This is a genomic window from Pseudomonas sp. Ost2, assembly GCF_018326065.1.
In the GTDB taxonomy this organism is placed as follows: domain Bacteria; phylum Pseudomonadota; class Gammaproteobacteria; order Pseudomonadales; family Pseudomonadaceae; genus Aquipseudomonas; species Aquipseudomonas gingeri.
The window spans coordinates 6,650,001-6,664,345 of record NZ_AP021904.1 but is presented as its reverse complement, the minus strand read 5'-3'; the positions used below and the strand labels follow the sequence as shown (position 1 = coordinate 6,664,345).

The window sequence follows — 14,345 nt, the reverse complement described above, 5'->3', positions numbered from 1 at the left end:
ACTTTTCATGGATATCAAGACTGCCCTGAGCCGTATCGTCGGCCATCTGGACCTGAGTACCGAAGAAATGCGCGATGTCATGCGTGAAATCATGACCGGGCAATGCACCGAGGCGCAGATCGGCGCCTTCATGATGGCCATGCGCATGAAGAGCGAAAGCATCGACGAGATCGTCGGCGCGGTATCGGTCATGCGCGAACTGGCGGACAAGGTCGAGCTCAAGAGCCTCGACGGCGTGGTCGACGTGGTCGGCACCGGCGGCGATGGCGCGAATATCTTCAACGTGTCCACCGCCTCGGCCTTCGTGGTCTCGGCGGCCGGCTGTACCGTCGCCAAGCACGGCAACCGCGCGGTGTCGGGCAAGAGCGGCAGCGCCGACCTGCTTGAGGCGGCCGGCATCTACCTGAACCTGACACCGGTCCAGGTGGCACGCTGCATCGACAATGTCGGCATCGGCTTTATGTTTGCCCAGACCCATCACCGTGCGATGAAGCACGCGGCCGGTCCGCGCCGTGATCTCGGCCTGCGCACCTTGTTCAACATGCTCGGCCCGCTTACGAATCCGGCCGGCGTGAAGCATCAGGTGGTGGGCGTTTTCACCCAGGCGCTCTGCCGTCCATTGGCTGAAGTCCTGCAACGCCTGGGCAGCAAGCATGTGCTGGTGGTGCACTCCCAGGACGGCCTGGACGAATTCAGCCTGGCGGCGCCGACCTATGTGGCCGAGCTGAAAAACGATGCAATAACAGAATATTGGGTTCAGCCCGAAGACTTGGGTATAAAAAGCCAGAGTCTGTTCGGCCTGGTGGTGGATAGTCCGGCGGCGTCCCTGGAGTTGATCCGCGATGCGCTGGGTCGCCGCAAAACCGAGAATGGCCAGAAAGCCGCGGAAATGATCGTGCTCAATGCCGGTGCCGCGCTGTATGCCGCCGATCATGCCAGCAGCCTGAAAGAGGGCGTTGCCCTGGCTCACGACGCACTTCACACCGGCCTGGCCCGTGAGAAGCTCGAAGAGCTGGGCGCGTTCACCGCCGTGTTCAAGCAGGAGAATGAAGCATGAGTGTGCCGACCGTTCTGGAGAAGATCCTCGCCCGCAAGGCCGAGGAAGTGGCTGAGCGTCGCGCTCGCGTGAGCCTGGCCGAGCTGGAGAACCTGGCCCGGGCCGCTGACGCACCGCGTGGCTTCGCCAAGGCGCTGATCGAGCAGGCCCGGCTGAAGCAGCCGGCGGTGATTGCCGAAATCAAGAAGGCCTCGCCGAGCAAGGGCGTCATTCGCGAGAACTTCATCCCTGCCGATATCGCCAGGAGCTACGAGAAGGGTGGGGCGACCTGTCTTTCGGTACTCACCGACGTCGATTACTTCCAGGGTTCGGACCTGTACCTGCAACAGGCCCGCGGGGCCTGCAAGTTGCCGGTGATCCGCAAGGACTTCATGGTCGATCCATACCAGATCGTCGAGGCCCGGGCGATGGGCGCCGACTGTATCCTGCTGATCGTCGCGGCACTGGACGACGGGTTGATGGCCGAGTTGGCCGCGGTCGCCAAGGGCGTCGGCCTCGATGTGCTGGTGGAGTCCCATGACGCCGCCGAACTGGAACGGGCGCTGAAGTATCTCGATACACCGCTGATCGGTATCAACAACCGTAACCTGCATACCTTCGAAGTCAGCCTCGAAACCACCCTCGACCTGCTGCCGATCGTGCCGCGCGACCGCCTGGTGATTACCGAGAGCGGTATCCTCAATCGTGCCGACGTCGAGCTGATGGAAATCAGCGAGGTGTACTCGTTCCTGGTTGGCGAAGCGTTCATGCGCGCGGAAAGCCCGGGCGACGAGCTGCAGCGACTGTTCTTCCCGGAGCGCGGATCGCCCGTGGTCAGCGGTTCTACCCTCGATTGAATCGAGCTGTTCGTATGCAGGAATGGGCTTGTTTGCGATGTGAGCCTTTATGAGGTGCTTTTGTGGGAGCGGGCTTGCCCGCGAAGCTCTTGGCGGTCTTGAGGGCCTCTTCGCGGGCAAGCCCGCTCCCACACAACCTGCTCCCACACAAACCGCTCCCACCGGCCTTGCTTGCAGGCACGATAAAGAGGGATCTTCTTGCCATGACACTGCCCGTTGCCCTTACCGTCGAAGCCGGCCTGCGCGCCGAACAGGATTTGCTCGCGGCAGTCTGTGCCGGTGAGCAGGAGTGGGGCCTGCTGTTCTGGCAGCCCACCGACCGCGCGCTGGTCATGCCCCGGCGCCTGAGCCGTCTGCCGGGCTTCGAGGCGGCCTGTGAAGCGCTGGCGGCCGACGATTGGCCGGTGCTGTTACGCGAGACCGGTGGCGAACCGGTGCCGCAATCCGCCTCGACGGTCAATGTCGCCCTGGTCTACGCGCCGCCGCGCAGCGAGGGTGATCAGAACCGTATTGAAACCGGCTACCTGCGTCTGTGCCAGCCGATCTGTGCGGTGCTGGACGAGTTGGGCGGGACGGCCTCCCTGGGGGAAATCGAGGGTGCGTTTTGCGATGGCCGCTATAACGTCAACCTCAATGGTCGCAAGATGGTCGGCACTGCCCAGCGCTGGCGGCAAAGTCGCGGCGGAACCCGCCCGGTGGGCCTGGTGCACGGGGCGATGCTGATCGACGACGAACGCGATTCGATGGTCGCGGCGGTCAATCGTTTCAATCAGGCGTGTGGGCTGGAGCAGCGTGTACGTGCTTCAAGCCATATTGCCCTGCACGAGGTGTATCCGGCCCCGCTATTCCTTGAGCGCCTGGCCGGCGTGTACCAGCAGATGCTGGCGGACATGCTGTCCGTCTAGCGTGTCCCGAACACCACCATGGTCTTGCCTTTGACGTGAACGAGGTTCTGTTCTTCCAGATCCTTGAGCACGCGGCCGACCATTTCCCGTGAACAGCCGACGATACGCCCGATTTCCTGGCGGGTGATCTTGATCTGCATGCCGTCCGGGTGCGTCATGGCATCCGGCTGCTTGCACAGTTCCAGCAGGCAGCGGGCGACACGTCCGGTGACGTCGAAGAACGCCAGGTCACCGACCTTGCGGGTGGTGTTGCGCAGGCGCTGGGCGATCTGTCCGCTGAGGGCGTAGAGAATGTCCGGGTCCTGTTGGGCCAGTTCGCGGAACTTGCAGTAGCTGATTTCCGCCACTTCACATTCGATCTTGGCGCGCACCCAGGCACTGCGCTCCTGTTCATGGCCGGCCTGCTCGAACAGGCCCAGCTCACCGAAGAAGTCGCCGGCGTTGAGATAGGCGATGATCATTTCCCGGCCGTCATCGTCCTCGATCAGGATGGTGACCGAGCCTTTGACAATGAAAAACAGGGTTTGCGAACGGTCACCGGCGCAAATGATATTGCTCTTGGCCTGGTAGCGTCGGCGCTGACAATGCATCAGCAGTTTGTCGAGGTTCTTGATCTTGGGGGCGGAAGCGGAAGCCAGAGCAACCATGGTTGTATCCCGAAAAGACTGCACGGTGTGGTTTGTTTTTTTAGTCGTAGCTCGAAAGCTGGCAGAACGCCAGCGATTTGGCGCCAGCTTAACAGACACATTGTGTCGAGATTTGGGAATTTAGCGGGTCGACCGGCCGGTCGTCGCCTGGACGCGTCTGGCGCTGTGCTAAGCTGGCGACCCTTTTTTAGCAGTGGAGTCTTGGCGATGAAGGCACGCATCCAATGGGCTGGCGAAGCCATGTTCCTCGGAGAGTCGGGTAGCGGGCATGTGGTGGTGATGGATGGCCCGCCGGAAAGCGGTGGCCGCAACCTGGGCGTGCGTCCCATGGAAATGCTCCTGCTGGGTCTGGGCGGTTGCAGCAATTTCGACGTGGTCAGCATCCTGAAGAAGTCGCGTCAGGCCATCGAAAGCTGCGAAGCCTTCCTCGAAGCCGAACGGGCGACCGAAGATCCGAAGGTGTTCACCAAGATCCACCTGCATTTCGTGGTCAAGGGCCGTGGCTTGAAGGAAGCCCAGGTCAAGCGGGCGATCGAGCTGTCCGCCGAGAAATACTGCTCGGCCTCGATCATGCTCGGTGCCGCGGGCGTCGCCATCAGCCATGACTACGAGATCATCGAGCTCGGCTGAGTCGAGGTTTCGCCTGCGCTGAAAACGGGCAGGCAGCGAAAAGGGCGCACAGGGCGCCCTTTTTTGTCTTCGCGATCTGGTGCCTCAGATGCGGTAGGTGCTTTTGGTCATGACCTTGGCCAGCAGGCTCATGCCGAACTTCACCGGTGCCGGGAAGCGGAAGCCTCCAGCGTCGAGCGCGGATTCGGCGTGGTGTTCTTCGTCGATGCGCATCTGTTCGAGAATCGCCCGGGATTTCTCATCCTCCACGGGCAACTGTTCGAGATGCTCGTTCAGGTGTTTGCACACCTGGTCTTCGGTCGCTGCGACGAATCCCAGGCTGACCTTGTCGCTGATCAGTCCGGCAACCGCGCCGATCCCAAAGGACAGGCCATAGAACAGTGGGTTCAGCACGCTGGGATGGCTGCCCAACTGGCGGATGCGTTGCTCACACCAGGCCAGGTGATCGATTTCTTCCTCGGCAGCGTGTTCCATCGCTTCGCGTACATGAGGCAGCTTGGCGGTCAGTGCCTGGCCCTGATACAGCGCCTGGGCACAGACTTCGCCGGTGTGGTTGATCCGCATCAGCCCCGCGACGTGCCGGGTGTCGTCCTCGCTCATCTGCGCTTCGGGCTGGACAACGGCCGGCGACGGGCGATATGGCTGGCCGCTGAATGGCAGCAAGGTGCGCATCGCCGTATCGGCTTGCAGTAGCAGACGGTCAATCGGCGAGTAGTGACGTTGGGTAGTCATGCTGACCTCCGGAGGAATCTCGGCCTGCAGTTTACCGCAATCGGGCGGGGAAGGTTTGCGTTGGGTCATGAGGTAGAGACGACGGGACACGATTTTTCAGGCGCCGCCAGACCTGCAGGAGCCGGCTTGCCAGCGATGGCGGCCGCAAACCAGTGCCTACAGGGCAATTGCGTGCTTTCTGGTTTATCAGCCCGGTGGCCAGTTCATCTGGCGCTGACCCAGCACATGCATATGGATGTGATAGACCGTCTGTCCGCCCAGCTCGTTGCAGTTCATCACCACCCGGAAACCTTCTTCGCAGCCCAACTCCAGTGCCAGGCGCTGGGCGGTGAACAGGATATGCCCGGCCAGCGCCTTGTCATCCTCGGTCAGGTCGTTGAGGGTGCGTACCGGTTTCTTCGGAATCACCAGGAAATGCACCGGGGCCTGCGGGGCGATATCGTGAAAGGCCAGGACCTGGTCGTCCTCGTAAATGATCTTCGCGGGTATTTCCCGGTTGATGATCTTGGTGAACAGAGTATCCACAGCTATTTCTCCTTGGGTGGGGGCGGGCCAGAGTCTGTCTGCAGCGGGCCATGAGTTCAAGTGTCAGCGCGGGCAATAGCCGCGGGTGACCCAGCCGGCAAGCTTGCGCACCATCCAGCGGCTGCCCAGGCGCGGAGCCCGGGACAACCAGCGGTTGCGCCAGCCGGGGATGATCACCGCGCGATTTTTTTCCAGGGCGCGGACGGTGTAGAGCGCAACTTCTTCGGGGCTCATCATCAGCTTGTTGTTACGCAGCTTGTCGACTTGCAACTGGGCGGTATCGAAGAACGCGGTGCGGGTCAGGCCGGGGCAGAGTACCGAAACCTTGATCCCGGTTTTTTTCAGCTCCTCGCGCAGGCCTTCGCTGAAATGCAGGACGTAGGCCTTGCTCGCGTAGTAGCTGCTCATCCATGGCGCGGGGTGAAAGGCGGCAACGGACGCCACGTTGAGGATCTGCCCGCCGCCCTGTATCGCCATCAGGTTGCCCAGTGAGTGGCACAGGCGGGTGAGGGCGAGGATATTCACTTCGATCAGGTCCTGCTCGGTGCCCCAGTCCTGGGCGAGGAACGGACCGCAGGTGCCGATGCCGGCACAGTTGACCAGCAGGTCGATCTGGCGCTCGCCTTCCTCCAGCTCCAGCAGGAATCCGGACAGGCGCAGCGGCTCGCCCAGGTCGCAGGCCCGGAAGAGTACTTCGACGCCGAAGCGCTGGGTCAACTCGATGGCAATGCTTTCCAGCCGATCACGTTGACGGGCAACCAGGATCAGGTTGCGACCGCGGCGTGCCAGGGCTTCGGCCAGGGCCAGGCCGATACCGCTGGAAGCGCCGGTGATCAGGGCGTAACGGGTCATGCAATTCTCCATGGCAACGGCGCAGAGCCTTGGGACAGGGAGGTCGCAAGGTCAGCGCTGTTTATTCTTTCTCATAGTCTACAGCGGGCGCGGCGGCTTCGGCTGCCTCGTCGCGGTTGTCGGACTGGCTGGCCGCTTCATTGTTGTAGCGATCCTCGATGTCCTTGACGCCACCTCCTGCGCCAAAAACGATAATGGCGACGATACCGATCACCGCCAGAACCGACAGTACCTTGACCGCGGTGCTGTTGGGCGGTGGCGGGGCGCCGTATTGGTTGGCGCCGGCATTGCCCGGGTAGAACGCGAGGACGAAAGGGAACACGCTGCCGACAAAGGGCACCAGCGTCAACAACCAGAGCCAGCCGGACCAGCCGATGTCGTGCAGGCGCTGGATGGCGATCTGGATGGTGCAGACAATGAACACGGTCATCGCGATCAGGGCCAGGCTGATACCGGCGGAGGTGGACCCGCTCAGGGCGATTGCAATCACGGCGACGGCGATCAGCGCGATAAACGTGGCAACCATGCTCCAGGCCAGGTAGCGAAGCCGACCGATCCGCCCCTTGGCGGTAAAGGCCTTGAGCGGGCCGAACGTCGGCAGGCTCTCGCCGACCTGGGCGGTTGGTGGTGCGTAAGGCGAATCTGCGATGCGGGTGGCCGGCGGTGCGACACTGGGCGGAAGTTCGTTGATATCCGCCAGGCTCAGTTCGACGGCTGGCGCTTCCTCTTCGATGCGGGCATCGATACCGGTCTTGCGCAGGGCTTCGAGGTAGGAGTGCGCCTCGACGGAGGAAAGATCGCGTTTCAGGGCGATCGGCCGGCCGCTGAACAGTTTTTCCACGGAGGCGACATCGGTCCTGAACAGTTCGGCCAGGTTGAACTGGGCAGTGGTTTGTTCCACTCCGGGCAGCAGGGCGCCGTCGAATACGATTTTGAAGCGGTTGTTGCTCATGGAGGGCGTCCTTGTCGCGGCAGTGTTGGCGCGTAGTGTAGGCCCGCAAGGTGCTTGCAGGCCATACGGTTGCTAGCGTGGCCAGCGCTGTGGCAGTTGGGCGGCGAGGGCCTGGGCCTTGCGGTACTCATCATCGAGTCGTGCGATCAACTGGTCGACGCTCGGCAAGTCACCGATCTCACCGACGCCCTGGCCCGCCGACCAGACGGTCTTCCAGGCCTTGGCCTCGTCGCTGAGGGGCTTGAGCTTCGAACCGAAGTTGACTTCGCCCTTGCCCTGCAGGGCGGCGAGGTCGAAGCCGGCATTTTCCAGGCTCTGGCGCATGAAGCTGGCCGGCACGCCCGAGACGGCGGCGGTATGCACGATATCGGCGGCGCGGGAGGTCAGCAACATCTCCTTATAGGCTTCTGGGGCATGACTTTCCGTGGTGCCGATGAAGCGGGTGCCGAAATAGGCCAGGTCGGCCCCCAGCAACTGTGCGGCGAGAATCTCATGGCCGTGGTTGAGGCAGCCGGCCAGCAGCAGGGTCTTGTCGAAGAACTGCCGGATCTCGGCGATCAGGGCAAACGGACTCCAGGTGCCGGCATGGCCACCGGCACCGGCGGCAACCGCGATCAGGCCGTCGACTCCCGCTTCGGCGGCTTTTTCCGCGTGGCGCCGGGTCGTCACATCGTGGAAGACCAGGCCGCCATAGTCGTGGACCGCATCCACCAGCTCCTTGACCGCACCCAGGCTGGTGATGACGATCGGCACCTTGTGCTCGATGCAGATCTGCAGGTCTGCCTGCAGGCGCGGGTTGCTGTTGTGCACGATCAGGTTGACGGCATAGGGTGCCGGATCATCCAGCTGTGCCAGGCCGGCCTCGATTTCTTCCAGCCAGGCCTTGAAGCCGCTGCTTTCCCGCTGGTTGAGTGCCGGGAAGCTGCCCACCACGCCGTTGCGGCAGCACGCCAGCACCAGTTGCGGGTTGGAGATCAGGAACATGGGTGCGGCCACGACGGGGAGGCGCAGGCGTTGTTCGAGCAGAGCGGGCAGCGACATTGGCGGTACTCCGAGAGTGAAGGCGGGTTGAATTCAGAACGGTCTGACCACGACCAGAATTACAATAGCCAGCAATATCAGAACCGGCACTTCATTGAACCAGCGATAAAAGACATGACTGCGGGTGTTCTCGCCACGGGCAAAACGCTTCACCTGGGCGCCGCACATGTGGTGGTAACCGATCAGCAACACCACCAGGGTCAACTTGGCGTGTATCCAGCCGCCCTGGCTGAAGATGCCCGGGTTGAGGGCGATCAGCCCGCCACCGAAAATCAGCGTGGCGATCATCGCCGGTCCCATGATCCCGCGATACAACTTGCGCTCCATGACGCTGAAGCGTTCCTTGCTGAGCGCATCCTCGCTTTGGGCGTGGTAGACGAACAGGCGTGGCAGGTAGAACAGGCCGGCAAACCAGCAGACGACACTGACGATATGAAAGGCTTTGAGCCATAGATAAAGCATTTTTGGTTATTCCCAGGTTCACGGTAGGCCGAATAGTAGAGGCTTGAGCGTCCGCACGTCACCTTGACGGTTGTCGCAGGCGCGCGCGGCCCCTATTATCGTGGGCTTTCCAGTGGTTTCGTTGAGGGGCAGGTCATGGTCAAGGTCGGTATCGTCGGCGGCACGGGTTACACCGGTGTCGAATTGCTGCGTCTGCTGGCGCAGCATCCGCAGGCAGAAGTGGTGGTCATCACTTCTCGATCCGAGGCTGGGCTGGCCGTGGCCGACATGTATCCGAACCTGCGCGGCCATTACGATGGCCTGGCGTTCAGCGTGCCGGATATCAAGACCCTCGGCGCCTGCGACGTGGTGTTCTTCGCCACGCCTCACGGTGTTGCCCATGCCCTGGCCGGTGAATTGCTGGCCGCCGGGACCAAGGTGATCGACTTGTCCGCGGATTTCCGCCTGCAGGACGCCGATGAGTGGGCCAAGTGGTACGGCCAGCCGCACGGCGCGCCCGCCCTGCTGGACGAGGCGGTCTATGGCCTGCCGGAAGTGAATCGCGAGAAGATCCGGCAGGCGCGCCTGATTGCCGTGCCCGGCTGCTATCCGACCGCTACCCAGCTGGGTTTCCTGCCGTTGCTCGAAGCCGGCCTGGCTGACACTTCGCGGTTGATCGCCGACTGCAAATCCGGTGTCAGCGGCGCCGGCCGCGGCGCCAGTGTCGGTTCGCTGTACTCCGAGACCTCGGAAAGCCTGAAGGCCTATGCCGTCAAGGGCCACCGCCACTTGCCGGAAATCCGCCAGGGTCTGCGCCGTGCCGCGGGCAAGGACGTCGGCCTGACCTTCGTTCCTCACCTCACGCCGATGATTCGCGGTATTCACTCGACGCTCTACGCGACCGTGGTGGATCGTTCCGTCGACCTGCAGGCACTGTTCGAGAAGCGTTATGCCGACGAGCCGTTCGTTGACGTGATGCCGGCCGGCAGCCATCCGGAAACCCGCAGTGTGCGTGGTGCGAACGTGTGCCGGATTGCCGTGCATCGCCCACAGGATGGCGACCTGGTGGTCGTGCTTTCGGTGATCGACAATCTGGTCAAGGGCGCTTCGGGCCAGGCGGTACAGAACCTGAACATCCTGTTCGGCCTGGATGAACGCCTGGGCTTGTCCCATGCCGGCATGCTGCCGTAACGCAGCGCCCTCGTTCAACGGAAAAGGCCCGTCAAGCGGGCCTTTTTGCATTCCGTGATGCCGTGCGGGTTGATTGATATACCATAACAATAGTTGACCGCTTTTCTAGGAGAAGCGGATAATGCGCGTCATCACGCATTATGGCGGCGTAACGCCGGGAGATAGTCAGCATGAGCGTCGAATCCTTCACCCCCACGGCTTTGCAATTCACCCACGGTGCCGCGCACAAGGTGAAGAGCCTGGTCGATGAAGAGGGTAATGATCGCTTGAAGCTGCGCGTATTCGTTACGGGCGGCGGTTGTTCAGGGTTTCAGTACGGCTTCACCTTCGATGAAGATGTCGCCGATGATGACACCATCGTCGAGCGCGAGGGCGTCAGTCTGGTGGTTGATCCGATGAGCTTCCAGTACCTGGCAGGCGCAGAGGTGGATTACCAGGAAGGCCTGGAGGGTTCCCGGTTTGTCATCAAGAACCCGAATGCCACCACGACTTGTGGTTGCGGCTCGTCGTTCTCGATCTGATCGATTGGCAAGTGTTTCACCCTCGACGCCGCGAATCTTCGCGGCGTTTTGCTGTGTGGGCCTTTTTTCTCGAGGGATTCAGGCGGGGTAGATCGCGCCCAGTATCCGCAAGCCGCGGGCGCCGGTGACGCTGGGGCGGTTGGCCGGGATGCCTTCAAGGCAGCAATGGGCCAGCCAGGCGAATGCCATGGCTTCCACCCAGTCGGGATCGACACCATGGCTCGCGGTGCTGGCGACCGTCGCACCTGGCAGCAGTTGGCCCAGGCGGCTCATCAGGGCCGCGTTATGGGCGCCGCCGCCACACACCAGCAATTCCTGCGTGGCGGACTGGGCGCTCGTCAGCGACTCGATGATGGTCTGCGCTGTCAGTTCGAGCAGTGTGGCCTGGACGTCTTCGGCCTTGAAGGCGGGCAGTTGTCCCAGATGCTGTTTCAGCCAGTTCAGGTTGAAGACTTCGCGTCCGGTGCTCTTGGGGCCGGTGGTGCGGAAGAAGGGATCGCCGAGCAGCGCTTGCAGTAGCGCCGGCTCGACCTGGCCGCTGGCCGCCCATTGGCCGTTGCGATCATAGCTTTCGCCGCGCTGGTCATGGATCCAGGCGTCCAGCAGCACGTTGCCGGGGCCGCAGTCGAAGCCAGAGACGGGCTTGCCCGGTTCGATCAGGCTCAGGTTGCTGAAGCCGCCGATATTCAACACCGCGCTACTATTGAGCGCCTTGCCGTTGCGCTCTTCGAACAGTGCCTCATGGAAGGCTGGAACCAGGGGCGCACCTTGGCCGCCGGCGGCGACGTCGCGTCGACGGAAGTCGCTGACGACGCTGATGCCGGTCAGCTCCGCCAATAGCGCCGGATTGCCGATCTGCACGGTAAAGCCGCGGGCGGGTTCGTGGCGGATGGTCTGGCCGTGGCTGCCGATGGCGCGAATCGCTTCAGGCGCCAGTGACTGTTGGGCGAGGAGGGTGTTGACGCCTTGCGCGGCGAGGGTTGCCCAGTTGTGCTCGGCAATCGCGGCCCGGGCGATTTCATCCGGGCCGCTGGCACACAGGCCGAGCAACTCGCGGCGCAGGGCGTCAGGCATGGGGATGTAGTGGGTCGCCAGCAACCTGATCCGTGTATCCAGCTCGACCAGCGCGATATCCAGCCCATCCAGGCTGGTGCCAGACATCACGCCGATATAGAGCGCCATGACTCAGCGCTTGGCCGAGGCGAGCTTGGTGGCCTTTTCCTGGTCCATGCGCGCCATCAGCGGTTGGCTCTGGGCCAGGAAGCGGGCGCGCTCGGACTTGGCGATCGGGTCGGCCATGGGCAGCTTCTGGCCCAGTGGATCGACGTGGACGCCGTTGACCTGGAACTCATAGTGCAGGTGCGGGCCGGTGGAGAGACCGGTCGTGCCGATATAGCCGATCACCTGGCCCTGCTTGACGTTGCTGCCGGTCTGGATGCCCTTGGCGAAGCCCTGCATGTGGCCATAGAGCGTACGGTAGGTATTGCCGTGCTGGATGATCACGGTATTGCCGTAGCCGCCACGGCGACCGGCCAGCAGTACCTTGCCATCGCCCGCTGCCTTGATCGGGGTGCCACGCGGTGCGGCATAGTCGACGCCTTTGTGGGCGCGGATCTTGTTCAGGATCGGGTGTTTGCGGCCCATGGAGAAGCGCGAGCTGATACGCGCGAAATCCACCGGCGTACGGATAAAGGCCTTGCGCATGCTGTTGCCGTCGGCCGTGTAGTAGCTGCTGGAGCCCTGCTTGTTGGTGTAGCGCACGGCGGTGTAGGTCTTGCCGCGGTTGGTGAAACGGGCGGAAAGGATATTGCCGGTGCCGACGGACTTGCCGTTGACCACTTTCTGCTCGTAGATCACCTCGAATTCGTCGCCAGGGCGGATGTCCTGGGCGAAGTCGATGTCATAGCCGAACACGCTGGCCATTTCCCGGGTCAGGCTGTGGGGCATGCCCGCGCGCTGGGCCGAGAGGGACAGGGAGCTGTTGATGACGCCGTGGACATAAGCCGACTGCACGGTGGGCTTGGTGACTACGCGATTGAAGGTAAAGCCTTTCGGACCCTTGGTCAGGGTGATGCTTTCCAGGTCGCTGACCTTGCTGTGCAGGTTGTTCAGCTGGCCATCGGGGCTCAGTTCGAACTCCAGTTTCTGGCCATGCTTGAGCTGGGAGAACTGCTTGGCTTGTTTATCGCTGGCCAGGACCTCATGTACTGAGGCAGCAGGCAGGCCGACCTTCTCGAACAGGGTGGAGAGCGTATCGCCGCGGGCCACGATCACTTCGCGGTGGCCGGGGGCCTTTTTCTCTTCTACAGCAGGCGCCGCCTCGGTCTTGGCGGTGTCCTTGGTATCTTCGGCGCTGTTGTCGATCTGGGCGAAGGGCGATGGATTGCCTTCATTTGTGGCTTGATCGAGGTCTACAGCGTCATTGTCTTGTGTCAGTTGAGCGGCAGGACTTTCCAGTTCAAGGCTCAGGGTCGTCTTTTTGGCTTCTACATCGCTGGAAGGGAATACCAGCAGCGCCAGGCTGAGGAGGGCGGCGATACCACTTGCGGCTAGCAGGTGGGTCTTCGGATAAAGCGGCGGCGCTTTAGACGGTTCTGTGGTCATAGGTAATTTGACTTTGAAGAAGATGAATTGGAAAAGATGAATGACATGATGAAGATGAAATAACTGTATAAAATATAACCAAAACATCTCTGAAGCAAGTCTGTCATGTGCCGGCCCGCAGAACCTTGGCCGTACGCCGGGCAAAACTTGTATTTGGGCGGCGATCTTGTATGGTTGGATCCCTTTGAATCTGAGCCTTGCAGGTTGGTTATGAAGTCGGTTGAAGAGCAGCTAGCGCTGATCAAGCGTGGTGCGGAAGAGATATTGGTCGAGGCCGAACTGGTCGAGAAGCTCAAGCGCGGCCAGCCGCTGCGGATCAAGGCTGGCTTCGACCCGACGGCGCCGGACCTGCACCTGGGTCATACGGTGCTGATCAACAAGCTGCGCCAGTTCCAGGAGCTGGGCCATCAGGTCATCTTCCTGATTGGCGATTTCACCGGGATGATCGGTGATCCGAGCGGCAAGAGTGCGACGCGTCCACCGCTGACGCGTGAACAGGTGCTCGACAATGCCGAGACCTACAAGGCTCAGGTATTCAAGATCCTCGATCCGGCCAAGACCGAAGTGGCGTTCAACTCCACCTGGATGGACCAGATGGGGCCGGCGGACTTCATTCGCCTGACCTCGCAGTACACCGTGGCGCGCATGCTCGAGCGTGATGACTTCGACAAGCGCTACAGCTCCAAGCAGCCTATCGCGATCCACGAGTTCCTTTATCCGCTGGTGCAGGGTTATGACTCGGTGGCCTTGCGTGCCGATGTCGAACTGGGTGGTACCGACCAGAAGTTCAACCTGCTGATGGGGCGCGAGTTGCAGCGTGCCTATGGGCAGGAAGCGCAGTGCATCCTCACCATGCCGTTGCTCGAAGGCCTGGACGGCGTGAAGAAGATGTCCAAGTCTCTGGGCAACTACGTCGGTATCCAGGAGGCGCCGGGTGTGATGTATGGCAAGCTGGTCTCCATCCCCGATGCGTTGATGTGGCGCTACTTCGAGCTGCTGAGCTTCCGCTCGATGGATGAGATCAATCAGTTCCGCAAGGATGTCGAGGCTGGTGCGAACCCGCGCGATATCAAGATCAAGCTGGCGGAAGAGATCGTTGCGCGGTTCCATGGCGAGGAGGCTGCGGCCAATGCGCATCGCGGTGCCGGCAACCGCATGAAGGACGGCGAGCTGCCGGATGATCTGCCGGAAGTCGAGCTGAGCGCGGCAGAAGACATGCCGATCGCGGCGATCCTCAACAAGGCGGGCCTGGTCAAGAACTCGGCGGTCGCTCGTGACCTGCTCGGTTCGGGTGGTGTGCGTATAGATGGTGAGGTTGTCGATCGCACCTTTATATACAAGCTGGGCGCTACCCATGTTTGCCAGGCCGGGAAGAAGGCGTTTGCGCGTATTACGCTGAAATCCGAATAAA

General features: G+C 61.9%; 16 protein-coding genes. 7 read left to right on the top strand and 9 right to left on the bottom strand.

Going from position 1 to position 14,345, the window contains the following annotated elements; all coding sequences use genetic code 11:
• Nucleotides 1-7: 7 nt before the first annotated feature.
• The 3 genes from trpD (at nt 8) to KI243_RS29560 (ending at nt 2,798) form a co-directional block, all read left to right on the top strand.
• Entirely contained in the window at nt 8-1,057 is a 1,050-nt protein-coding gene (trpD, locus tag KI243_RS29570) for an anthranilate phosphoribosyltransferase (RefSeq protein WP_177084610.1), read from the top strand.
• Nucleotides 1,054-1,893: an indole-3-glycerol phosphate synthase TrpC gene (trpC, locus tag KI243_RS29565; RefSeq protein WP_212810190.1), complete on the top strand. Its 840-nt coding sequence runs from the start codon at nt 1,054-1,056 to the stop codon at nt 1,891-1,893. The genes trpD and trpC overlap by 4 nt, the downstream gene beginning before the upstream one ends.
• A 203-nt stretch (nt 1,894-2,096) precedes the next feature.
• Nucleotides 2,097-2,798 (top strand): lipoate--protein ligase family protein, encoded by a 702-nt coding sequence (locus tag KI243_RS29560; RefSeq protein ID WP_177084608.1) that lies wholly within the window; start codon nt 2,097-2,099, stop codon nt 2,796-2,798.
• Here the strand turns inward: KI243_RS29560 and crp are convergent.
• Nucleotides 2,795-3,445 carry a cAMP-activated global transcriptional regulator CRP gene (gene crp, locus KI243_RS29555; RefSeq protein WP_017128663.1) on the bottom strand — a complete coding sequence of 217 codons (651 nt, stop codon included), beginning with the start codon at nt 3,443-3,445 and terminating at the stop codon, nt 2,795-2,797. The two genes, KI243_RS29560 and crp, sit on opposite strands and share 4 nt — an antisense overlap.
• A 207-nt stretch (nt 3,446-3,652) precedes the next feature.
• On the opposite strand from crp, the gene KI243_RS29550 reads away from it, so the two are divergent.
• Nucleotides 3,653-4,075, top strand: coding sequence for an OsmC family protein (locus KI243_RS29550; protein WP_017128662.1), 423 nt, complete (start codon nt 3,653-3,655; stop codon nt 4,073-4,075).
• Between the two features lie 84 nt (nt 4,076-4,159).
• Here KI243_RS29550 and coq7 read toward each other — a convergent pair whose 3' ends face one another.
• The 6 genes from coq7 to hemJ form a co-directional block, all read right to left on the bottom strand.
• Nucleotides 4,160-4,807, bottom strand: coding sequence for a 2-polyprenyl-3-methyl-6-methoxy-1,4-benzoquinone monooxygenase (gene coq7 / locus KI243_RS29545; protein ID WP_212810189.1), 648 nt, complete (start codon nt 4,805-4,807; stop codon nt 4,160-4,162).
• 186 nt (nt 4,808-4,993) lie between these two features.
• A complete protein-coding gene (locus tag KI243_RS29540; protein ID WP_017128660.1) occupies nt 4,994-5,332 on the bottom strand; it encodes a histidine triad nucleotide-binding protein in 339 nt (112 codons plus the stop codon).
• 63 nt (nt 5,333-5,395) lie between these two features.
• Nucleotides 5,396-6,184, bottom strand: coding sequence for an SDR family oxidoreductase (locus KI243_RS29535; RefSeq protein ID WP_017128659.1), 789 nt, complete (start codon nt 6,182-6,184; stop codon nt 5,396-5,398).
• A 61-nt stretch (nt 6,185-6,245) separates the two neighbouring features.
• Nucleotides 6,246-7,136 carry a DUF805 domain-containing protein gene (locus KI243_RS29530; protein WP_212810188.1) on the bottom strand — a complete coding sequence of 297 codons (891 nt, stop codon included), beginning with the start codon at nt 7,134-7,136 and terminating at the stop codon, nt 6,246-6,248.
• Between the two features lie 72 nt (nt 7,137-7,208).
• Nucleotides 7,209-8,177, bottom strand: coding sequence for a nitronate monooxygenase family protein (locus tag KI243_RS29525; protein ID WP_177084604.1), 969 nt, complete (start codon nt 8,175-8,177; stop codon nt 7,209-7,211).
• Nucleotides 8,178-8,210: 33 nt separating this feature from the next.
• A complete protein-coding gene (gene hemJ / locus KI243_RS29520) occupies nt 8,211-8,639 on the bottom strand; it encodes a protoporphyrinogen oxidase HemJ (RefSeq protein WP_017128656.1) in 429 nt (142 codons plus the stop codon).
• A gap of 135 nt (nt 8,640-8,774) precedes the next feature.
• Here hemJ and argC point away from each other — a divergent pair, with 135 nt between their 5' ends.
• Together argC and erpA are read left to right on the top strand one after the other, a co-directional pair.
• The gene (gene argC, locus KI243_RS29515) at nt 8,775-9,809 is read left to right on the top strand and encodes an N-acetyl-gamma-glutamyl-phosphate reductase (protein WP_017128655.1); all 1,035 of its coding nucleotides are present in this window, start codon (nt 8,775-8,777) and stop codon (nt 9,807-9,809) included.
• Nucleotides 9,810-9,979: 170 nt separating this feature from the next.
• Complete coding sequence (gene erpA, locus KI243_RS29510) at nt 9,980-10,330, top strand: iron-sulfur cluster insertion protein ErpA (RefSeq protein WP_003176443.1); 351 nt, start codon at nt 9,980-9,982, stop codon at nt 10,328-10,330.
• Nucleotides 10,331-10,408: 78 nt separating this feature from the next.
• Here the strand turns inward: erpA and KI243_RS29505 are convergent, their stop codons facing one another.
• Together KI243_RS29505 and KI243_RS29500 are read right to left on the bottom strand one after the other, a co-directional pair.
• Nucleotides 10,409-11,512 (bottom strand): anhydro-N-acetylmuramic acid kinase, encoded by a 1,104-nt coding sequence (locus KI243_RS29505; RefSeq protein ID WP_212810187.1) that lies wholly within the window; start codon nt 11,510-11,512, stop codon nt 10,409-10,411.
• A gap of 3 nt (nt 11,513-11,515) precedes the next feature.
• Nucleotides 11,516-12,934 (bottom strand): peptidoglycan DD-metalloendopeptidase family protein, encoded by a 1,419-nt coding sequence (locus KI243_RS29500; RefSeq protein ID WP_177106785.1) that lies wholly within the window; start codon nt 12,932-12,934, stop codon nt 11,516-11,518.
• A 210-nt stretch (nt 12,935-13,144) separates the two neighbouring features.
• On the opposite strand from KI243_RS29500, the gene tyrS reads away from it, so the two are divergent.
• A complete protein-coding gene (tyrS, locus tag KI243_RS29495) occupies nt 13,145-14,344 on the top strand; it encodes a tyrosine--tRNA ligase (RefSeq protein ID WP_177084598.1) in 1,200 nt (399 codons plus the stop codon).
• Nucleotide 14,345: the final 1 nt, after the last annotated feature.